The sequence below is a fragment of the Kribbella sp. ALI-6-A genome (genome assembly GCF_001984195.1).
Taxonomy (GTDB): domain Bacteria; phylum Actinomycetota; class Actinomycetes; order Propionibacteriales; family Kribbellaceae; genus Kribbella.
Genome location: NZ_MTQN01000008.1, coordinates 282,827 through 302,128 on the forward strand (window position 1 = coordinate 282,827; position 19,302 = coordinate 302,128).

The following is a 19,302-nucleotide window of genomic DNA, read 5'->3' on the forward strand; positions in this document are numbered from 1 at the left end:
TGGACGCATGACTCAGCAGAACATCGCGCTCGTCACGGGCGCCACGAAGGGAATCGGGCGGGAGATCGCCCGGCAGTTCGGCGGACTCGGGTGGACCGTGCTGGTCGCCGGGCGGGACCTGGGCCGGGCGGAGACGGTGGTCAAGGAGCTGGCCGAGGACGGCGTCGACGCGGCCGCGGTTCGGGTGGAGGTGACCGACAAAGGCTCCGCCGAGCAAGCCGCCGCTTGGATCGAGCGGACGTACGGCCGACTCGACGTCCTGGTGAACAACGCGGCGATCATCGCCGACGGGGACGGACCGGTCAGCGAGGTGCCGGTGGACGTGTTGCGCGCCGGGTTCGAGACCAACGTCTTCGGGGTGGTGGCGACCACCCAGGCGATGCTGCCGCTGCTCCGGCGCGCCGAGGCGGCACGCATCGTGAACCTGTCGAGTGAGCTGGCGTCGCTCACCCGGGTCGGCGATCCGGAGTCGCGGATGTCGACGGTCCTGACCACCGGCTACAACACATCCAAGGCCGCCGTGAACATGGTGACCGTGATGCTGGCCAACGAGCTGCGTTCCAGCGGCATCCTGGTCAACGCCGCCGACCCTGGCAACTGCGCGACCGACATGGGCGGCTGGGACGCGCCGCGGACGCCGGCCCAGGGCGCGGCGGTCGTGGTGCGGCTGGCGACCCTGCCCGACGACGGTCCGACAGGTGAGTTGCACGCGGAGAATGGCGGCCTGCCCTGGTGAGTCAGTCGAAGTCGAAGATCGAGTTCCGGTCGTAGAAGTGCAGCACGTACCGGCAGTTCTGGCAGACCAGGAGGGTCATGCGATGCGAGGTGAAGCCCCAGCGGGAGTCGCTGCGTGCCTCCTCCTGCTGGAATTGCGGGCAACTGCACAGCGGGCAGGTGAGCGTCGGGGCTTGCGGCTGGTTCGTCATAGCAAGACTGACGCAGCGGCCTCGTCTGCGGTGCCCGGGGCGTTTGGGTTGTTTGGTCATGACATAAGTTGCTCGCGTGCCTCGTCTGCTGACCGACATCCGTCCGCTGCGGGAGTCGCCGGAGTTCCGGCGGTTGTGGATCGGGTCGACGGTGTCGCAGCTGGGCCAGCAGATGACCGCGGTGACGGTCTCGATCCAGGTCTACGCGTTGACCGGGTCGACGTTCTCGGTCGGGCTGGTGGGGTTGTTCGCCCTGGTCCCGCTGATCGTTTTCGGCCTGTACGGCGGGGCGATGGCCGACGCGATCGACCGGCGCACGCTCGCGCTGGTCAGCTCGGCGGGGCTCTGGCTGCTGTCGATGGTGCTGGTCGTGCAGTCCGTGCTCGATTGGGAGCTGGTCTGGGTCCTGTACGCCGTGGTCGCCGCCCAGTCGGCCTGTTTCGCGGTGAACAACCCGGCCCGGTCGGCGATCATCCCGCGGCTGATCCGGCCCGAGCTGCTGCCGGCGGCGAACACGCTCAGCCAGGCTGCGTTCAACCTCGGCTTCACCGCCGGCCCCCTGCTCGGCGCCTCGGTGATCGCGTGGCACGGCTTCGCCGCGGCGTACCTGGTCGATGTGGTGACGTTCACGGCCGCGCTCTACGCGTTGTTCCGGTTGCCGCCGGTGCCGCCGACCGGCGAGGTCCGGCGGGCCGGGATCCGGTCGGTGCTCGAGGGCTTCGCGTTCCTGCGAACGGCGCCGGCGCTGCTCGCGACGTTCCTGGCCGACATCCTGGCGATGGTGTTCGCGCAGCCGCGGGCGCTGTTCCCGGCGGTGGCGGGTGCGTTTTTTGCCGGTGGCGTGAAAACCGTCGGCCTGCTCCAGGCGGCGCCGGCGATCGGGGCGTTGCTCGGCGTGCTGTTCTCCGGCTGGGTCAGCCGGGTGCGCCGGCAGGGCATCGCGATCGTGGTCGCGATCACGGCGTACGCCGCGGCGGTCGGGCTGTTCGGCTTCGCCCGGTCGATCTGGCTCGGCGTCGCGCTGCTGGCGATGTCCGGCATGGCCGACATGGTCAGTTCGGCGTACCGGAACACGGTGCTGCAGTCGGCGGCGCCGGACGCGATGCGCGGGCGTCTGCAGGGGGTGTTCATCGTGGTGGTGGCGGGTGGGCCGCGTCTCGGCGACTTCGTGGCCGGTACGACGGCCGATCTGACCACGCCGACGATCGCGCTGGCCGGTGGCGCGTGCGTGTGCATCGTCGGCCTGCTGATCCTGCTCGCCCGCAACCGCCCGTTCCGCGAGTACGACGCCGACGTCCGGGCGCTGCGGTAGGGCTGATCGCACCCGGTCCCGCGCGTACGCCGCGGCTCAGGCCGACGGGGCGGCGGGGGCTTGGGGAGCCACGGCGGTGTTCGGCGGGGGCTTGGACAGTCCGGCGGGGCTTTGGGTCAGCCAGGCGGGGTTCGGCGGGGCTTTGGGTCAGCGAGGCGGGGCGAGCCGGACGTCGTGGTGCCGGCGCCGCGCGTCGTGCAGTTGCACCATGAACACCGGGGCCCGGCGGTATCAGGTGCCTCAGGCATCGATTCGCCCGCGGGGTCACCGGTGCGTGACTCGCTGAGTGTGGCCCGACCAGCTGATCGGCGGCGCGGAGGCCGGAGGGTGTGACGTAGAGCTGGCCGTCGCGCTGCTCGGGTCCCGCCTGCTGAACCTTGAAGTGATCCCGGTCAGGTAGCCGGAGAGCCCGAGCTCCGGCGGGGCGGGGTTGGGTCGGCCTGGCGGGGTTGGCGGAGTATGGGTCGGCCTGGCGGGGTTCGGGTCGGTCCGCCGGGGCGGGGGTGGGGGTTCGGGTCGGTGCGCCGGGGCGGCGGGGTTCGGGTCGGTCCGCCGGGGCGGCGGGGCTTGGGGAGCGCAGGCGGGGTTTGGCGGGGGCTTGGCGCCGCGCTCGGCGGTGTGATCGGCGGAGTGGCGGCCTTCCGGGAGTAAGGCTCGGGTAAGCCCCGCCCGGGCGAGGCCTGGGGCATCCTCGGCGGGGGCGCGAGGTCTGGGTCAGCCTGGCGGGGTTGGCCGGGGGTTGGGTCTGCCTGGCGGGGTTGGTGGGGGTTGGCCGGGCGAGAGTGGCGGGGGCTTGGGGCGCCATGGCGGGACTGGCCGAGGTCACGCTCGACGGCCACGAGGTCGAGGGCAACCCGCCGTCTGTCGCGCGTAGCGGCGACGCCAAAGCGACGGGCGCTGTGACGACGCCTCCACCGACGAATGGGGCGAGAGCGGGCTCAGCGTCGGGGGATAGGTGCCGGCGGCGGCTCGGATCGGCGGGGCGGTTCAGCCGCCGGTGATCAGCTTCTTCAGCACGGTCGGCCAGGAGTCCATGTCCGGATTGATCTGCCGGAGCTCTTTGCCGTCGACGGTGACCAGCTTGCGGTCACCGAGCGGCTCCTTCAGCTTGATCGCGGTCAGTGAGATCTCGTCGTCCACCGGGCAGGGCTGGGCCCGGTCGACGACGGCGGTGATCTTGTCCTCGAGCTGTTCGACCTTCAGGTCGAGCGCGCAGTCGGCCTCGACGCCGATCAGCAGGTCGCCGTCGTCGTACGACGGCCTGTTCTGGATCCACTTCAGGTACTTCGGCTTCTTGTCGCCCATCAGCTGGTACGTCTCGACCGGCTGCGGCTTGTCCTGGCCGACCGTGCCGGTGCCGTCGCCGATGAACGTGCCGTAGATCATCGTGATGCAGGGGTCGTCGCTGGTGCGCTTCTTGTTGCCCTCGGGTGGAGCTTCGACCGCGCCCCACGCGGTGGCGGCCTGGTAGCAGCCGTTCGCCTCGCGGTTGAGGGAGATGTTGAAGCCGACCAGCGCGAGGGCGACCACGACGAGCAGGCCGGCGAGCATGCGACGGGACTGGATCCGCTTCGGCGACAGCCGCTGGCCGGCCGGATCGGCGTCCTCGGGGTGCTGCTTGAACAGCCCGAGCACGGTGGTCGTCCACTGCGGGTTGATCAGCGTCGGGACCGCGTAGAGCAGGATCAGCACGACCGCGACGGCGATGGCCGGCAGCAGGGACCAGTAATTTCGCACGGCAGCAAGATACGGCGCCATCGGTCCGCGCCCGAAAAACGGATACTCTTCAGAGGTGCCGGCAGAGACGTCCCAGACGCTCGATCGAGGGCTGACGGTCCTCGAGTTGCTGGCGGACGCCCCGGACGGGTTGTCGATCACCGAACTGGCGGCGTCGCTGGGGGTCAGCCGGACCGTGGTGTATCGGCTGGTCAACACGCTTGAACTGCACCGGCTGGTCCGGCGCGACAGCGAAGGCCGGGCCCGGCTCGGGCTCGCGGTCCTGCACTACAGCCGGCGGGTCCAGCCGACGCTGCGGGACGCCGCCCTGCCGGTCCTGCGGTCGCTCGCTGAGGACACCGGCGCCACCGCGCACCTGACCGTCGCCGACGGCGAGGAAGCACTCGCCATCGCGGTGATCGAGCCGAGCTGGACCGACTTCCACGTCTCCTACCGGATGGGTTCGCGCCACGCGCTCGACCAGGGAGCCGCCGGCAAGGCGATCCTGGCCGGGCGCCGCAAGCCGGACCCCGCGGGTCGCCCGTTCGTCATCACGGCCGGCGAGCTCCAGGCCGGCGCCCAGGGTGTGTCGTCCCCGGTGCTCGGCGTCCCGGGCGTCGAAGCGTCGATCGGGGTGGTCGTGCTCGGCAAGCTCGACCGCGACTTCGTCGGCCCGCGCGTCGCCCGCGCCGCGGTCGACGTCGCCAAGCGCCTCGCCTGAACGCCGGCGGGGCTCCGAGGAGGACGGCGACTAGGTCGAGGCCGACGCCAAGCCGCGGCTCGGTCGAGACACCAGTTGGTGGTGTGCGGTCTCGCGGCGGCCGGGATAGAACCGGGCAGCTGGCGATTCGGTCCGTGCCGAGATGGAGCGTCCGCTGGTCGGGGCTGATGCCACGCTGACGGCTCCTGCGAGGCGCCGGCTGGTGATGCGGTCACCGGCTGGTCGGGAACGACCCGGCCACGCCGGCGGCTCGTTCTGGGCCGACGCCACGTCGACGGACGTTTCCGGCCACCTCCTGGACGCCCTGGACCGGTCTACGTCTGGTCTTGACGGTCGGATAGGCACTGCGCCGGCAGCCGAAGGAGCGCCGTGCCGCCGCACCGGCGGGCGCGGACGCCCACCACTCACCAACCCGACCCCACTCGCCCATCCCACGCTCAACAACCGCCCGCGCGAGCACTCAAACGCGCCTTAATGAGTGCTGGACGTCCGCGAAGTCGCCGCATGCAACAACGGCAGCACCCGATGCGGAATCTGCTCCGCCAGCGCGATCACCGTCGACGCGCGCTGGATGCCCTGCACGATCACGACCTGGTCGATCACCCGCTGCAGATCGGCATTCGAGCGAGCGACGATGCGGCACCACAGATCCTCGGCGCCGGTGATCGTGTGGACCTCGAGCACCTCCGGGATCGCCGCCAACGCTGCGGCGACCGTGGTGTGCCCGGAGCCCTGCTCGATCTGCAAAGTGGCGAAGGCCGTCACCGGATAGCCGATCGCCGCGGTGTCGACGTCGGGGCCCCAGCCGCGGACCACGCCGTCGCGTTGCAGCCGGTCGAGCCGCGCCTGGACGGTGCCGCGGGCGACGCCGAGGCGTCGCGAGGCCTCCAGTACGCCGACGCGCGGTTCGGTGGCGAACAGGTCCAGGATCCTGGCGTCCAGCGCGTCGACCGACATGCCATCCTCCCGAGTGGTCAGGGTGACCAAATAGTCCAGCAATGGTCCGACAATACTGCACAACCTGCGCAGTCAAACCAGAAACTGTTGCGCAACCTGTCCGCACCCGCGAGGCTCCAGACAAGCTAGCCACCGATCGGGAGGACCGCGATGACCAGCACCGACCTCACCCCCGCCGAGCTCGACGCCGATCTCGACCTCGACCAGCTCAAGCAACTGGTCGGCCTGGTGCCGTACGACGAGAGCAGCGACCCGTTCCCGGTGACCGCGATGGACGCCGTCGTGTTCGTGGTCGGCAACGCCACGCAGACCGCGAAGTTCTACCAGCTCGCGTTCGGCATGGACCTGGTCGCGTACTCCGGCCCGGAGACCGGCAACAAGGACGCCAAGTCGTACGTGCTGAAGGCCGGCTCGGCCCGGTTCGTGATCAGCGGCGGCGTACACCCGAAGAGCCCGCTGCTCGACCACCACCGCAAGCACGGCGACGGCGTGGCCGACCTCGCGCTCGAGGTCCCCGACGTCGACAAGTGCGTCGAGCACGCGCGAGCCATGGGCGCCACCGTGCTGGAGGAGCCGAACGACGTCTCCGACGAGCACGGCACGATCCGCCGCGCGGCGATCGCGGCGTACGGGGACACCCGGCACACGCTGATCGACCGCAGCCGGTACGACGGTCCGTACCTGCCGGGCTTCGTCGCCGCGACCACCGCCGTGACCCGGCCCGAGGGGCACCCGAAGCGGCTGTTCCAGGCGGTCGACCACGTGGTCGGCAACGTCGAGCTCGGCAAGATGGACGAGTGGGTCACCTTCTACAACAAGGTGATGGGCTTCGTGAACATGGCGGAGTTCATCGGCGACGACATCGCCACCGACTACTCCGCGCTGATGTCCAAGGTGGTCGCCAACGGCAACCACCGGGTCAAGTTCCCGCTGAACGAGCCGGCGATCGCGAAGAAGAAGTCGCAGATCGACGAGTTCCTGGAGTTCTACGACGGCGCCGGCGCCCAGCACATCGCGCTGGCCACCAACGACATCCTGCGCACCGTCGACATCATGCGGGCCAACGGGGTGGAGTTCCTCAACACGCCGGACTCGTACTACGAGGACCCTGAGCTGCGGGAGCGGATCGGCCAGGTCCGGGTGCCGATCGAGGAACTGCAGTCGCGCGGCATCCTGGTCGACCGTGACGAGGACGGCTACCTGCTGCAGATCTTCACGTCGCCGATCGGCGACCGCCCCACGGTGTTCTACGAGCTGATCGAGCGGCACGGCTCGCTCGGCTTCGGCAAGGGCAACTTCAAGGCGCTGTTCGAGGCGATCGAGCGCGAGCAGGAGCGCCGCGGCAACCTCTGAGCGACGCGACACGCCCGACACGCTCAGTGCCGCCCCTGATACCGACAGTTCAACGTCCGATTACCGGATTGACTGTCAGGTCAGGGGCGGTTCGCGTACGCTGCCCAGTGGACGGGCGTCGGGGCGCACGTCCAGGAAGGGTTTCCGATGAAGACACTGGGCATTCTGCTCAGCACCGCGGGCCTGGCCGGAGTGGGCGCGATCGCTCTGGCCTCACCAGCTCAGGCCGTCGAAGAGGCCAACTGCCCGGGTGCCAGACCGATCTCGTCCGCACAGATCTTCCGTGACAACAAGCCGCCGGGTTGGGGCGACATCAAGCTCATGCGCGACAGTTGCTCGCAGTACTGGGCCGAGGTCGTGATGGACTCCCGGCTGCCGCAGTACGCGATGACCAGCGCGTACCTGGTGCAGACCGGCGGATCCAACAACGGCCGCACCCTGTCGTGCGACAGCAGCGGCGGCACCGGCGCGGTCGTCGCCGGGCAGCGGACCTGCCGGACACCGAAGGTGAAGTCGCGCGACACCAGTACGACGTTCACGGCGGTCGCCCGGGAGTTCCGCAACTTCGGCAGCGGCTGGGACAAGATCTCCGAGAACCGGACCGCCCGCACCCGCTGACCGGAACCGGACGACACCACCGCTCGACGACAAGCTGCCCTGGCATCAACGGGCCATTAGGCTCGATGCCATGAGTGAGGTCGTCGAGCGGTTGCGTCAGGTTCTGCCTCCGGAAGCACTGGTCACCGACCACGACCGGATGCAGAGCTACCGGTACGACCGGGCGATGTTCTGCCCGGCCGGGGAGCCGGCGGCGGTGGTGCTGGCCAGAGAGACCGCCCACGTCCAGGCAGCGGTGCGTGCCGCTGCCGAGTTCGGCGTGCCCGTGGTTCCGCAGGGCGCGCGGTCCGGCCTGTCCGGCGCCGCGAACGCGCTGGACGGCTGCGTGGTGATCTCGCTGGAGAAGATGGACAAGATCCTCGCGATCGAGCCCGTCGACCGGTACGTCGTGACGCAGCCCGGCGTGTACAACGCCGTGCTGTCGCGCGCCGTCGCCGAGCAGGGCCTGTTCTACCCGCCGGATCCGTCCAGCTGGGAGTTCTGCTCGATCGGCGGCAACCTGTCGACCAACTCCGGCGGCCTGTGCTGCGTGAAGTACGGCGTGACCACGGACTACGTGCTCGCGCTCGAGGTCGTGCTCGCGAACGGCGAGGTGCTGCGCACCGGCCGGCGGACCGTCAAGGGCGTCGCGGGCTACGACCTGACCAAGCTGATCGTCGGCAGCGAAGGCACGCTCGGCATCATCACCGAGGCGACGCTGTCGCTGCGCCCGCAGACGGCCAAGCCGCGAACGATGGCGGCGCTGTTCGGCTCCGGGGTGGCGGCCGGCGAGGCGATCGTCGAGATCATCCGCTCCGGCGTCTCGCTGAGCCTGCTGGAGATCATGGACCGGACGACGATCCAGGCGGTGAACGCGTACAAGCGGATGGACCTGCCGACCGACGCGGCCGCGATGCTGATCGCGCAGTCCGACGCGGGCGGCGCCGCCGGCGCGGCCGACATCGCGACCGTCGCCAAGCTGTGCCGTGAGTACGGCGCGATCGAGTGCATCGAGGCCGACGACGAGGCCGAGGGCGAGTTGTTGCTGGAGGCCCGCCGGGCCGCGCTGGTGGCGCTGGAGCAGCTCGGTACGACGATGATCGACGACGTCTGCGTGCCGCGGTCGCGGCTGGCCGAGTTCATCGGCGCGATCGAGCAGTGCGCGAAGGAGCTCGACATCACCGTCGGCGTGCTGGGGCACGCCGGCGACGGCAACATGCACCCGACCGTGGTGTTCGACGCGCAGGATCCCGAGCAGGCCCGGCGGGCGCAGGCGGCGTTCGACAAGATCATGGAGATCGGTCTGGAGCTGGGCGGAACCATCACCGGGGAGCACGGCGTCGGAGTGCTGAAGCGCGCCTGGCTGGCCGAGGAGATCGGGCCGGTCGCGCTGTCGGTGCACGAGGCGATCAAGACCGCGCTCGACCCGCAGGGCTTGCTGAATCCGGGCAAGGTGGTGGCTGGTCGTTCGTGAGCTGAGAGTTCTTCCACCTTTGTGACTCAACCGCAACGGAACTGCCGAGGCAGCCGGACGTTTGTGGCCGCCGGTTGTGACGTCGGGGCCGCACTATGGAAAGTAGTTGTCCGAATCACGGGGGGACATCGATCGGTGAGGCATTTCAGGAGGCCACCCATGCGAGCTCGGCGCGTGCTGCCGGCTGTGCTGGCTGTGGTCGCCCTGATGCTCGGGGCCGGCTGTGCGAACGGCGGCGGCCTGCGGGTGGAGGGCGCCGAGCCCGCGACGAGTACGTCGCCGGCGCCGTCCTCGACGCCCAGCCGCAAAAGCATCGGTCCCGACCAGCAGGACCGCCGTCCGACGCCCGTCACGGTCAGCCTCGCCCAGGTCAGGCTGAAGCTGCTGGCAGACCGGAAGCTCGAACCGTTCTTCCGCACGATCCTCGACACCTGCACGGTGGTCGAGCGCTGTATGAGCCGTGGCCCGACCGTGAACGTCATCCGGTCGGCGTACCCGCAGATCGTGGTCTACATCGAGTTAGACAAGAGCTTCAACTACGGTGCCGTGCTGATGGCCGCCGAACCCACCGGTCCGCGCCGGATTTGGGGTTTGCGGGCGGACCAGACCAAGATCAGTGCCAGCCAGCACGGCGACCTCGTGGTGGAGTCCAAGGAATTCGCCTTGAACGACAAAGCTTGCTGTCCGTCTGTAACCCGGGTCCAGATCTTCCGTTGGAATGGTCGGCAGATGAATTTGGTGAGCTCGCAGGACCAAAAGGGAGACTGAACTTCGGTGGTACCGGAAGAACCGGCAGCGCGCATCCTGATGGTCGAGGACGACGCGGTGATCCGTGAGGCGACCCAATTGACCCTCGAGCGGCACGGCTACGACGTCACCACGGCCGAGGACGGCCTGGAGGCGATCGAGAGTTTCGAGAAGATCCATCCCGACGCGGTGATGCTGGACATCATGCTGCCCGGCCTGGACGGCATCTCCGTGTGCCGCCGGATCCGGGAGACCAGCCTGGTCCCGATCGTGATGGTGTCCGCGCGCGGCGACGCGCTGGACGTCGTCCTGGGGCTGGAAGCGGGGGCCGACGACTACGTGACCAAGCCGTTCGACACCCAGGTCCTGGTGGCCCGGCTGCGCGCGGTGATGCGGCGCGCGGTGGTGGACCCCGAGCGGCCCAGTCCGTCGGCGGGATCCGGCGTCGAGTCGTTCGGCGACCTGGAGCTGGACCGCGAGGCTTTGGAGGTACGGCGGGGCGGCAGCACCGTCCAGCTCACCCCGACCGAGCTCAAGCTGCTGATCGAGTTCGCGAACAACCCGGGCGTCGTACTCAGCCGCAGTACGCTGCTGCAGCGGGTCTGGGACTACGAGTGGGGTGGCGACGGCCGGCTGGTCGACGTCCACCTGCAGCGTCTGCGGACCAAGATCGGTGCGGACCGCATCGAGACCGTGCGCGGGTTCGGGTACAAGCTGCGCGCGTGAGGTGTCTGGCAGAACCGGGTGGCACTGCGCGGTGCCGCCCGGTTGCTGACGTGCTGATCCCGGACGGAGGACACCTGTGGGGCTTCGCAGCAAGCTCGGCCTGATCTTCCTGCTGGTCTCCTCGCTGGCGATCCTCGTGCTCTGCGTCGCGGTCTACACCCAGGCCGAGTCGTCCCGGCTGGACCGGACCCGCGGCCTGGCCGACGAACGGATCAAGGCCGCCGCCCAGACCTACGACCAGAACGGGGTCGAGATCCTCGGCTCGCGGCTGGACGACCCCGCCGTACCGGAGCAGCTGCGCGAGGCGGTTCAGCAGGGCAAGCGCGCGACGTTCAAGACCGGTTCGCCGAACCCGAAGATGTGGGCGGCGGTCGAGGTCAAGGACGGCAGGATCCTGTCGATCGTGCAGGACTACGACAACGAGGATCCGTCGATGAACGCGTTGCGGCGCGCGCTGATCATCGGTGGCATCGGCACGGTCGCGATGGTCGCCCTGGTCAGCGTGGTCGCGGCCGGCAGCCTGTCGCGGCGGATCGTCGCCGTGGCCGGTACGGCGCGCCGCATCGCCGGCGGCGAGCTGGACGCCTCGGCGGTCGAGACGATCGGCAAGGGCAACCGCAACAAGGACGAGGTGCACGCGCTGGCCACGGCGATCGACTCGATGGCCAGTTCGCTGCGCGGGCAACTGGAAGCCGAGCGCCGGTTCACCGCGGACGTCGCGCACGACTTGCGTACCCCGGTCACAGGATTGCTGACGGCGGCGGAGCTGTTGCCTCCCGGCCGGCCGAGCGAACTCGTTCGGGACCGGGCGAAGGTACTGCGTGGGCTGGTCGAGGACCTGCTGGAGATCGCGCGGTTCGACTCCGGGTTCGAGCAGGCCGACCTGGAGAACATCGGGCTCGGTGCGTTCGTCGGTTCGGCGGTCGGCCGGCTGCGGATGCAGCAGGCGATCGCGCCGGACGACGTCGTCGTCCGGCAGGAGGGCCCGGAGGCGACGGTGTCCACCGACTCCCGCCGCGTGGAGCGGATCCTGGCGAACCTGATCGTCAACGGCCTGCGGCACGGGAAGGCGCCGATCGAAGTGACTGTGTACGGCCGGACCGTCGAGGTGGTCGACCACGGCCCCGGCTACCCGGAGGAACTGATTGCCGAGGGCCCGCGACGGTTCCGCTCCGGCATGGCCGAGCGCGGTGCGGGACACGGACTCGGCCTGACCATCGCGGCCGGGCACGCCAAAGTGCTCGGCGCCGAGCTGACCTTCGGTGCCGCGCCGACCGGTGGAGCACTGGCGCGGCTGGTGTTGCCGCCGGCACCTGAACCGGAATCCACACGCAACTTCTGACGCCGGGCCGGCGGTGCCGTTGCCCTGGGCACACTCGCGGGGCAGGGAAGGTGGCGCTGTGCCTGGTCAGCCGAGCGCCGGGGTGATGCGGCCGGTCACCTCGCCGAGGCCGAGCTTGCGCCCGTCCGACGTGGTGGCCCAGCCGGAGATCGTGACCTCGTCGCCGTCCTGCAGGAAGGTGCGCTGTTCGTCGTTCACCGTCACCGGCTCGCGTCCGCCCCAGCTGAGTTCGATGAAAGACCCGCGCTGATCCTTCTCCGGACCACTGACAGTGCCCGACGCGAACAGATCGCCCGTACGCACGGAGGCGCCGTTGACCGACAGGTGGGCCAGCATCTGCGCCGGCGACCAGTACATCCCCCGGTACGGCGGAGTGCTGACCAGTTGCCCGTTCCACCTGACCTCGAAGGTGATGTCGGGGTTCGTCAGCTCGGCGCCCGCGAGGTAGGGCAGCACCGGCGGATCCTGCGGCGCGAGCGGAACCGCCGCGTCCTTGAGCGCCTCCAGGGAGACCACCCACGGCGAGATCGACGTCGCGAACGACTTGCCCAGGAACGGTCCGAGCGGCACGTACTCCCACGCCTGCAGGTCCCGCGCCGACCAGTCGTTGACCAGCACCACGCCGTACACGTGGTCCTCGAAGGAGTCGACACGGACCGGCGTGCCCAGCGCGGACGGCGTACCGACGACGAAGCCGAGCTCGACCTCGATGTCGAGGCGCTCCGACGGCCCGTACGACGGGACGTCGGCGGTGGGCGGCTTGCGCTGGCCGCGCGGCCTCACGATGTCGGTGCCGCTGGCAACAACCGTGCCGGCCCGGCCGTGGTAGCCGACCGGGAGGTGCTTCCAGTTCGGCAGCAGCGGTTCGGAGTCGGGGCGGAACAGGCGGCCGAGGTTCGAGGCGTGCACCTCGGAGGCGTAGAAGTCGACGTAGTCGGCCACCTCGAACGGCAGCTGCATCGTCACCTCCGACCGGGGGATCAGATGCGGCTCGACGGCGTCGCGCGAGTTCGGGTTGCGCGCCAGGTCGAGCAACCACTCCCGGGTCGCCTTCCAGGTCGCGCGGCCGCGGGCGAGGAACGCGTTCAGCGTCGGCTGGTTGAACAGCTGCGACCCGTCCAGCATCTGCGCCGACGCGACCGGCGCCAGGTCGATCAGGTGGTCGCCGATCGCGGCGCCGATCCGCGGCTCCTCGTCGCCGAGCCGGAACACGCCGAGCGGCAGGTTGTCCGGGCCGAACGGGGTGTCCGCGGGCAGGTCGATCCAGGTCACAGGGCCCTCCGGGGTCCAGGAGTCGGGGTGAGGTCAGCCGAGCAGGCCGAGCGCCAACAGGTCGGCGTACGGTTCGTCGATGCTGCAGGAGCCGTACGACGTGAACCAGCGGCGGGTGCTCTCGGCCTGCTGCTCGGACACGTCACGCGCCTTCGCGGCGAGCGTCTCGCCGTCGCGCTCCTCGAGGATCGCGGTCAGGTCGTCGAGGTCGGCGCCGTCGAGCGAGGCGCGGGTGGCGAGCAGCACGTTGAGGAAACCGTGGTGCTCGAAACCGGTGTCGGCCGCGGTGTGCCGGACGGCGTTGTGCAGGCCGGCCGTGCACTTGAACGGGACCTCGCGATCCAGGCAGCCGGTGACGAAGGCCGCGACCTGGTCGGCGCGCGGGAACAGCGTCGCGTCGAGGCCGCCGGTCCGCAGTTTGGCCGCGTACCCGGCGTCCGCGACCACGTCGAGGGCTCGCTCCCAGGCGCCGTCGAGGCCGATCTCGACGAACGCGTTCTCCTCGTCCAGGCAGTCGTCGCAGGCCCGGACGACGCGCAGCGCGTTGCGGGACAGGTCGTCCTCGTCGCGCAGCCGGACCTCCACCGAGGTCACGGTGACGTCGGACGAGCGGTCGCCGTACCGGACGGCCGGCGCGATCCCGCCGGCGCCGCCGGTGATCACCACGGCGACCTCGAGTGGGCCGTCGCCGGATTTCGCGGCCTCGGCGGCGACCTTCATCAGGTCCTCGTCGGAGCAGACGAACGCGCCGACCAGTTCGGCGTACGGTGCGGTGCGGTGGGCACGGTGAGCGGCCACGGCCTCGGGCAGCGGGAGGTTGCCCGGCGGGAACATCGCGGCGTCGTCGACCAGGTGCCGGAACAGCGCGGGGACGGTTGACATGGCTCCGAGCCTAACGGATCCTTTCGGTAAGCGGACAGATGTGTCCGATAAACGGAGAGTCCGGAAGAAGGAGTCATGGCTTACTACCGGCAGGTCGGTCAGGTCCCGCCGAAGCGGCACACCCAGTTCCGAAAGCCGGACGGCGGGCTCTACTACGAGGAGCTGATGGGCGAGGAGGGCTTCTCGTCCGACTCGTCGCTGCTGTACCACGCGGGCGTGCCGTCGGCGATCGTGGACAGCCAGGTGTGGTCGTTGCCCGACCTCGCGACGACTCCGAACCATCCGTTGACGCCTCGGCATCTGAAACTGCACGACCTGTTCGAGGGGATCGCGGGGAACAACGTCGTCGAGCACCGGCGGCTGGTGCTCGGCAACGGTGACGTCCGGATCTCGTACGTCGCGGCCGCCGAGGCGTCGCCGTACTACCGCAACGCGATCGGCGACGAGTGCGTGTACGTCGAGAAGGGGTCGGCGACGGTCGAGACGGTCTTCGGCGTGCTGGAGGCGCGGGAAGGCGACTACGTGCTGATCCCGCGGGCGACGACGCATCGCTGGTTGCCGGGCGCCGACGGGGTGTACGCGTACTGCATCGAGGCGAACAGCCACATCGCGCCGCCGAAGCGGTACCTGTCGCGGTACGGGCAGTTCCTCGAGCACGCGCCGTACTGCGAACGGGACCTGGTGACGCCGGCCGCGCCGTACGTGGTGGAGGGCACGGACGTCGAGGTGCTGGTGAAGCACCGGGGCAACGGGCCGGGCGGGATCGTCGGCTCGCGCATGACCTATGCGACGCACCCCTTCGACGTGGTGGGCTGGGACGGGTGCCTCTACCCGTACACCTTCAACGTCAGCGACTTCGAGCCGATCACCGGCCGCATCCACCAGCCGCCACCGGTGCACCAGGTCTTCGAGGGCCACAACTTCGTGATCTGCAACTTCGTGCCCCGCAAGGTCGACTACCACCCGCTGTCGGTGCCCGTGCCGTACTACCACTCGAACGTCGACTCCGACGAGGTGATGTTCTACTGCGGCGGCGACTACGAGGCCCGCAAGGGTTCGGGCATCGGCCTCGGCTCGATCTCCCTCCACCCCGGCGGCTACGCCCACGGGCCCCAGCCCGCTGCGATCGAGGCGTCGCTGGGCGCAGAGCGCTTCGAGGAGTTGGCCGTCATGGTCGACACCTTCCGGCCGCTGGAACTCGGCGAGGGCGGTCTGGAGGTAGACGACGGCGTGTACGCGTGGACCTGGGCCGGGCGCCGGTTGTAGTCCCCTCCGGATACGCGCGGACATGGAGTCGCGGACGGTTCAGGTGGATGGCGTCGCGCTGCACGTCGGCGTGACCGGCCAGGGGCGCGACGTGCTGGTGCTGACGGGTGGACCGGGCTGCGTGCAGTACCTGGAACAGGACGAGATCTCGCCTGCGGGCCACCGGGCCTGGTATCCGGAACCGCGGGGAGTCGGCCGATCGGGCGGCGGCCCGCACAGCATGGAACGGGCGATCGCTGACCTTGAAGGCATCCGGGCGGCTGTCGGTGTCGACAGGTGGATCGTGCTGGGTCATTCGTGGGGTAGCGACCTGGCGGTCCGCTACGCAGTCGAACACCCGGAGGCGGTGACCGGGGTCGTCGGCGTCGCCGGACGCGGGCCCCAACGCGATCGCAGCTGGTCCGAGGCCTACGAAGCAGGCAAAGCCTCGGAGCCTGTCGTCGCGATCGACTGGGTTCCGGCGGTGCATCAGGCGCTCAGTGCTTCGTTCGCGGACTGGATCCGTCACCCCGGTCTGTGGCGAGGGCTGGCCGACTGTGCGGTGCCGATGCATTTTGTTGCCGCAGGCGACGACATCCGCCCCTCCTGGCCGCTGGCGCAACTTGCCGCTCTGCTTCCGCGCGGCAGGTTCTCGACGGTGCCGGGCGTGCCGCATGACTTCTGGTCGACCCACCCCGAGATCTGGACCAAGACCGTCACCGATGCTTGCGCCGCGCTGTGAGCAGTTCGGGCAGCGCTTCCTGACCGGAAGGGCCCGCGATGCCGGCGAGTCTCGACAGCACGCGGCCGTTGCTGTTGGATCGAGTGGTTCGACCAGTCGCACCGACGGTGCGAGCTTGCCGACAGAAGGAGCGCTCGGTGCCGACGATGGACTACGACGAGTTCGCCGAGGCCTACGCCGCGGACAATGAGGTCAACCTGCTCAACGGCTACTACGAACGGCCGGCGATGCTGAGCCTTGCCGGTGACGTGGCCGGCCGTCGCATCCTCGACGTCGGCTGTGGCGCCGGTCCGCTGTCGGCGGCGCTGCGTGACCGGGGCGCGATCATGAGCGGCTTGGACCTGAGCGCGGAAATGATCGCACTGGCCCGCCGACGACTGGGCGACGACGCCGACCTGACCGTCGCCGATCTGGCCGAGCCGCTCCCGTACGCCGACGCGGCGTTCGACGACATCGTTGCCTCTGTCGTCCTGCACTACCTGGAGGACTGGACCGAGCCGCTCGCCGAGCTCCGCCGGGTGCTGAAGCCGGGCGGACGCCTGATCCTGTCGGTGAACCACCCCATCGTCTACACGGCGTTGAACCCCGACGGGGAGTACTTCGACACCGTCGCGTACACCTACGACGCCGAGCACGCCGGCCGCACGGTCGTCTACACGAACTGGCACCGGCCGCTCCAGGCGATGAACGACGCCTTCACGGCGGCAGGTTTCCGGATCTCGGTCATCAGCGAGCCACCGATCGCCGACGACACCCCGAGCGAACTGCGTCCGCCCAACCTGGAACACCCCGCGCGGTTCATCTGCTTCATCTTCTTCGTCCTCGAGGCGTGCTGACGCGGACAGCCAGCGGGGCCCGGGGCGGGATCACTCCATCGACTCCAGGATGCGGGCGAGTGTCCGGCGTCCCATTCCGCTCATCGTCGGGTTGCTTTCGACGTAGTACCAGACGAGCCCCATCGCCTGTTGGAAGGCCCAGGCCTTGCCGCGCTCCCACTCCAGATCGTCACAGCCCAGGGTCTGCCGAAGCACTTGCCGCGGGCCGGCCTGCAGCAGGTGCCAGGCACCGACCAGATCCAGCGCGGGGTCGGCCGGCCCGAAGCTGCCGGTGTCGAGTACGCCGCTGAGCCGATCGCCGGTGACCAGTACGTTGCCGGGGATCAGGTCACGATGGCTCATCACGTCGGCGCTCGTGCGAGGCAACTCCCGGAAGTGGCTCCACAGCTCACGCAGCCGCGGCACGTCGAGCAGTCCTTCGCTCTCGTCGAAGCACTTCGCCATCCACTCGTCGTGGTGAGTGAGTACGCCGCCCCGGCCTTCGCCGCTGAACAGCCGCCCTCGGGTGTCGGCGTTCCGCAGGGCGGCGATGAAGGCCGCGAGGTCCTCGGCGAAAGCGTCCGACCCACTCGGATCGGCATCGAAGGCGATCGTTCCGGGCAACCAGGTCTGGACCGACCACGGCATGGGGTAACCCGATCCAGGCTCTCCCAAGGCGACGGGTTCCGGGACGGGGAACGGAGACACCTGCGCCAGCTCCGCGCTCGCCCGGGCTTCCTGCTGCAGCACCGCCAGCACCTCGTCGGCCTCGGCCAGCCGCAGTGGGAAACGCGCGGAGAGGTCGTCGCCGATCCGGAAGATGGCGTTGACCGTCCCGGTCGACGGCAGGAGCCGGATCGCCTTCCCGCTCCACTGCGGGAACTGCTCGTGGATCAGGGCCGCGACGGTCGCGGTGGTCACGTCCACCTGGTCAGCGTGCATGGTCGATTCCTACACGACGGTCACCACAACCAGCACGTCGTTTTCACCGATGCGGTGTCGGGAGGCGAGTGGACTGGAGGCCTGCGAGGCTAGGGGGATGAGCGAGCAGGTTCCGGTGCAGACGTTTGTGGTGGGCATCGATCGGGACGCGATGGCCGCGCGGCGGGCTCGGGTGCGCAACGGCCTCCGGCGGGGCGCCTGGATCACGGCGGCGATCGGTGCCGTCGGCATCGGGGTGGCGGTGTACGCGCTGGTGGCGTTCCGGGGGTCCGGGATGTGGCCGTTCATGCTGCTGCTGATCGCGAGCATGCTGCCGCTGGTCGCCAGTACCGTGCTCGCGCTGCGGCTCGATCGCGACCGGCAGCAGTGGTTCGCCGCGAACGAGTTGCCGCCGGTCGCGCTGCGGATGTCGCCGAAGGCACTCGAGCTCGCGCCCGAAGGGGCGTCGTACGCGGTGGTGTTGCCGTGGGCGACGGTTCGGGGATTCCAGCAGGTGAAGGTCTTCGGGCAGTACGTGCTGGAGCTGCGCCTGCAGCCGGGCGCGGGGGCGACGACCGCAGGGGTACGCGGGCTGGACCAGCCGGCGGTGCGGGCGGTGGTGAAGCCGCATCCGCTGTTGCGGCCGACCGGGATGTTCCCGGTCAACGCGCTCGACCAGCCGCTCCACGTGATCGACCAGGCCCTGCAGCACTACTCCGGCGGAAAGGCCGCGATTCTGCGCTGACCCTCAGCAGGGCAGCGCGCGGAACCTGTAGCCCTGGGCCGCGAGCTTGGGCAGCGCACGGTCGAGCGCCTCGACCGTTTGCGAGCGGTCGCCGCCGCCGTCGTGCATCAGGAAGATCGCCCCGGGCCGGGCGCCGCGCAGCAGTTTGCGTTCGATGCTCGCCACGCCGGGCTTGGACCAGTCCCTGGTGTCGACGTCCCACAGGATCTGCCGCTGGTGATACTGCGCGGCAACCGCCGCCACCCGGGCGTTGGTGTCGCGGAACGGCGGCCGGAAGCACCTGGACTTCACGCCGGTGGAGATCTCCTCGTGCAGCCGCGCAGGCGACAGTTCGGTGAGCATCGGGTGGTCCCAGGTGTGGTTGCCGATCCGATGGCCGGCGCTGCGGGTGGTCTCGACCAGCGACGGGTGGGCGGCGGCTTCCCGGCCGAGCACGAAGAACGTCGCCTTCGCGCGATGCTTGGCGAGCACGGCGAGCACCTTCGGGGTGTAAACGCGCTGCGGGCCGTCGTCGAAGGTCAGGTAGAGGACCTTGCCGCCGGCTTGGAGGTTCCAGTTCGCCGTCGGGGTGCCGGTGCGCTGATTCTTCCGCGTCCCCGGAGGCTTCGTCGAGTTCCCGGCGGGCAGGTGGACGGCGAGTGGGCCGTGCGCGACCGGCCGCAGCGCGGGTGCGGCGAGCAGGTGCGGGTGGTCGGCCGGCTGGGCGGCCTGGGCCAGGGCGGCCCCGAGAAGTACGGCGGCAGCGAGCAGCAACTTGCCGGGCGGCGGCAGGGTCATGGGCGGCATCCTCTCGCGGCGACCGGGACATC

The 19,302-nt window shown here is 69.9% G+C and carries 20 protein-coding genes; 13 read left to right on the top strand and 7 right to left on the bottom strand.

Features of this window, described 5'->3' with window-relative positions; translation table 11 throughout:
• Positions 1–7: 7 nt before the first annotated feature.
• A complete protein-coding gene (locus BWI15_RS07305) occupies positions 8–736 on the top strand; it encodes an SDR family oxidoreductase (protein ID WP_077013534.1) in 729 nt (242 codons plus the stop codon).
• A 1-nt stretch (position 737) separates the two neighbouring features.
• On the opposite strand, the gene BWI15_RS07310 is transcribed toward BWI15_RS07305, so the two are convergent.
• On the bottom strand, positions 738–926 hold the full coding sequence (locus BWI15_RS07310; protein ID WP_077013535.1) for a hypothetical protein: 189 nt from the start codon (positions 924–926) through the stop codon (positions 738–740).
• 76 nt (positions 927–1,002) lie between these two features.
• On the opposite strand from BWI15_RS07310, the gene BWI15_RS07315 reads away from it, so the two are divergent.
• The gene (locus BWI15_RS07315; RefSeq protein WP_143465436.1) at positions 1,003–2,238 is read left to right on the top strand and encodes an MFS transporter; all 1,236 of its coding nucleotides are present in this window, start codon (positions 1,003–1,005) and stop codon (positions 2,236–2,238) included.
• A 987-nt stretch (positions 2,239–3,225) separates the two neighbouring features.
• On the opposite strand, the gene BWI15_RS07320 is transcribed toward BWI15_RS07315, so the two are convergent.
• Entirely contained in the window at positions 3,226–3,975 is a 750-nt protein-coding gene (locus BWI15_RS07320; protein WP_237771181.1) for a hypothetical protein, read from the bottom strand.
• A gap of 55 nt (positions 3,976–4,030) precedes the next feature.
• Between BWI15_RS07320 and BWI15_RS07325 the strand changes: the two genes are divergently transcribed.
• Positions 4,031–4,675, top strand: coding sequence for an IclR family transcriptional regulator (locus tag BWI15_RS07325; protein WP_077013537.1), 645 nt, complete (start codon positions 4,031–4,033; stop codon positions 4,673–4,675).
• A 471-nt stretch (positions 4,676–5,146) separates the two neighbouring features.
• Here the strand turns inward: BWI15_RS07325 and BWI15_RS07330 are convergent, their stop codons facing one another.
• Positions 5,147–5,674 (bottom strand): Lrp/AsnC family transcriptional regulator, encoded by a 528-nt coding sequence (locus BWI15_RS07330; protein WP_237771182.1) that lies wholly within the window; start codon positions 5,672–5,674, stop codon positions 5,147–5,149.
• Between the two features lie 108 nt (positions 5,675–5,782).
• Between BWI15_RS07330 and hppD the strand changes: the two genes are divergently transcribed.
• The 6 genes from hppD to BWI15_RS07360 all read left to right on the top strand — a co-directional run bounded on the left by hppD (position 5,783) and on the right by BWI15_RS07360 (position 11,871).
• The gene (gene hppD, locus BWI15_RS07335) at positions 5,783–6,985 is read left to right on the top strand and encodes a 4-hydroxyphenylpyruvate dioxygenase (RefSeq protein ID WP_077013538.1); all 1,203 of its coding nucleotides are present in this window, start codon (positions 5,783–5,785) and stop codon (positions 6,983–6,985) included.
• A 147-nt stretch (positions 6,986–7,132) separates the two neighbouring features.
• Positions 7,133–7,603 (top strand): DUF2690 domain-containing protein, encoded by a 471-nt coding sequence (locus tag BWI15_RS07340; RefSeq protein ID WP_077013539.1) that lies wholly within the window; start codon positions 7,133–7,135, stop codon positions 7,601–7,603.
• Positions 7,604–7,673: 70 nt separating this feature from the next.
• On the top strand, positions 7,674–9,056 hold the full coding sequence (locus BWI15_RS07345; RefSeq protein ID WP_077013540.1) for an FAD-binding oxidoreductase: 1,383 nt from the start codon (positions 7,674–7,676) through the stop codon (positions 9,054–9,056).
• 159 nt (positions 9,057–9,215) lie between these two features.
• Positions 9,216–9,824 (top strand): hypothetical protein, encoded by a 609-nt coding sequence (locus tag BWI15_RS07350; RefSeq protein ID WP_077013541.1) that lies wholly within the window; start codon positions 9,216–9,218, stop codon positions 9,822–9,824.
• Between the two features lie 6 nt (positions 9,825–9,830).
• Complete coding sequence (cseB, locus tag BWI15_RS07355; RefSeq protein WP_077013542.1) at positions 9,831–10,529, top strand: two-component system response regulator CseB; 699 nt, start codon at positions 9,831–9,833, stop codon at positions 10,527–10,529.
• Between the two features lie 76 nt (positions 10,530–10,605).
• On the top strand, positions 10,606–11,871 hold the full coding sequence (locus tag BWI15_RS07360) for a sensor histidine kinase (protein ID WP_077013543.1): 1,266 nt from the start codon (positions 10,606–10,608) through the stop codon (positions 11,869–11,871).
• A gap of 66 nt (positions 11,872–11,937) precedes the next feature.
• Here the strand turns inward: BWI15_RS07360 and fahA are convergent, their stop codons facing one another.
• Both fahA and BWI15_RS07370 read right to left on the bottom strand, forming a co-directional pair.
• Positions 11,938–13,143, bottom strand: a complete 1,206-nt coding sequence (fahA, locus tag BWI15_RS07365) for a fumarylacetoacetase (protein ID WP_077013544.1) — start codon at positions 13,141–13,143, stop codon at positions 11,938–11,940.
• 33 nt (positions 13,144–13,176) lie between these two features.
• On the bottom strand, positions 13,177–14,025 hold the full coding sequence (locus tag BWI15_RS07370) for a hypothetical protein (RefSeq protein WP_077013545.1): 849 nt from the start codon (positions 14,023–14,025) through the stop codon (positions 13,177–13,179).
• 75 nt (positions 14,026–14,100) lie between these two features.
• Here BWI15_RS07370 and BWI15_RS07375 point away from each other — a divergent pair, with 75 nt between their 5' ends.
• The 3 genes from BWI15_RS07375 (at position 14,101) to BWI15_RS07385 (ending at position 16,848) form a co-directional block, all read left to right on the top strand.
• Positions 14,101–15,291, top strand: coding sequence for a homogentisate 1,2-dioxygenase (locus BWI15_RS07375; protein WP_077013546.1), 1,191 nt, complete (start codon positions 14,101–14,103; stop codon positions 15,289–15,291).
• Between the two features lie 22 nt (positions 15,292–15,313).
• Positions 15,314–16,012, top strand: a complete 699-nt coding sequence (locus tag BWI15_RS07380; RefSeq protein WP_077013547.1) for an alpha/beta fold hydrolase — start codon at positions 15,314–15,316, stop codon at positions 16,010–16,012.
• Positions 16,013–16,158: 146 nt separating this feature from the next.
• Positions 16,159–16,848: a class I SAM-dependent methyltransferase gene (locus BWI15_RS07385; RefSeq protein ID WP_083750633.1), complete on the top strand. Its 690-nt coding sequence runs from the start codon at positions 16,159–16,161 to the stop codon at positions 16,846–16,848.
• A 30-nt stretch (positions 16,849–16,878) separates the two neighbouring features.
• Here BWI15_RS07385 and BWI15_RS07390 read toward each other — a convergent pair whose 3' ends face one another.
• Entirely contained in the window at positions 16,879–17,769 is an 891-nt protein-coding gene (locus BWI15_RS07390) for an aminoglycoside phosphotransferase family protein (RefSeq protein WP_077013549.1), read from the bottom strand.
• Positions 17,770–17,866: 97 nt separating this feature from the next.
• Between BWI15_RS07390 and BWI15_RS07395 the strand changes: the two genes are divergently transcribed.
• Entirely contained in the window at positions 17,867–18,493 is a 627-nt protein-coding gene (locus BWI15_RS07395; RefSeq protein ID WP_077013550.1) for a hypothetical protein, read from the top strand.
• A 3-nt stretch (positions 18,494–18,496) separates the two neighbouring features.
• Here the strand turns inward: BWI15_RS07395 and BWI15_RS07400 are convergent, their stop codons facing one another.
• Positions 18,497–19,270: a polysaccharide deacetylase family protein gene (locus tag BWI15_RS07400; RefSeq protein WP_083750604.1), complete on the bottom strand. Its 774-nt coding sequence runs from the start codon at positions 19,268–19,270 to the stop codon at positions 18,497–18,499.
• Positions 19,271–19,302: the final 32 nt, after the last annotated feature.

Excerpts from the sequence above, each read along its gene's own strand:
- BWI15_RS07390 (WP_077013549.1), bottom strand. The coding sequence starts at position 17,769 with ATGCACGCTGACCAGGTGGACGTGACCACCGCGACCGTCGCGGCCCTG.
- BWI15_RS07380 (WP_077013547.1), top strand. The coding sequence starts at position 15,314 with ATGGAGTCGCGGACGGTTCAGGTGGATGGCGTCGCGCTGCACGTCGGC.
- BWI15_RS07375 (WP_077013546.1), top strand. The coding sequence starts at position 14,101 with ATGGCTTACTACCGGCAGGTCGGTCAGGTCCCGCCGAAGCGGCACACC.
- BWI15_RS07345 (WP_077013540.1), top strand. The coding sequence starts at position 7,674 with ATGAGTGAGGTCGTCGAGCGGTTGCGTCAGGTTCTGCCTCCGGAAGCA.
- BWI15_RS07310 (WP_077013535.1), bottom strand. The coding sequence starts at position 926 with ATGACGAACCAGCCGCAAGCCCCGACGCTCACCTGCCCGCTGTGCAGT.
- BWI15_RS07395 (WP_077013550.1), top strand. The coding sequence starts at position 17,867 with ATGAGCGAGCAGGTTCCGGTGCAGACGTTTGTGGTGGGCATCGATCGG.
- BWI15_RS07370 (WP_077013545.1), bottom strand. The coding sequence starts at position 14,025 with ATGTCAACCGTCCCCGCGCTGTTCCGGCACCTGGTCGACGACGCCGCG.
- BWI15_RS07340 (WP_077013539.1), top strand. The coding sequence starts at position 7,133 with ATGAAGACACTGGGCATTCTGCTCAGCACCGCGGGCCTGGCCGGAGTG.
- BWI15_RS07350 (WP_077013541.1), top strand. The coding sequence starts at position 9,216 with ATGCGAGCTCGGCGCGTGCTGCCGGCTGTGCTGGCTGTGGTCGCCCTG.
- hppD (WP_077013538.1), top strand. The coding sequence starts at position 5,783 with ATGACCAGCACCGACCTCACCCCCGCCGAGCTCGACGCCGATCTCGAC.
- BWI15_RS07400 (WP_083750604.1), bottom strand. The coding sequence starts at position 19,270 with ATGACCCTGCCGCCGCCCGGCAAGTTGCTGCTCGCTGCCGCCGTACTT.
- BWI15_RS07305 (WP_077013534.1), top strand. The coding sequence starts at position 8 with ATGACTCAGCAGAACATCGCGCTCGTCACGGGCGCCACGAAGGGAATC.
- BWI15_RS07385 (WP_083750633.1), top strand. The coding sequence starts at position 16,159 with ATGGACTACGACGAGTTCGCCGAGGCCTACGCCGCGGACAATGAGGTC.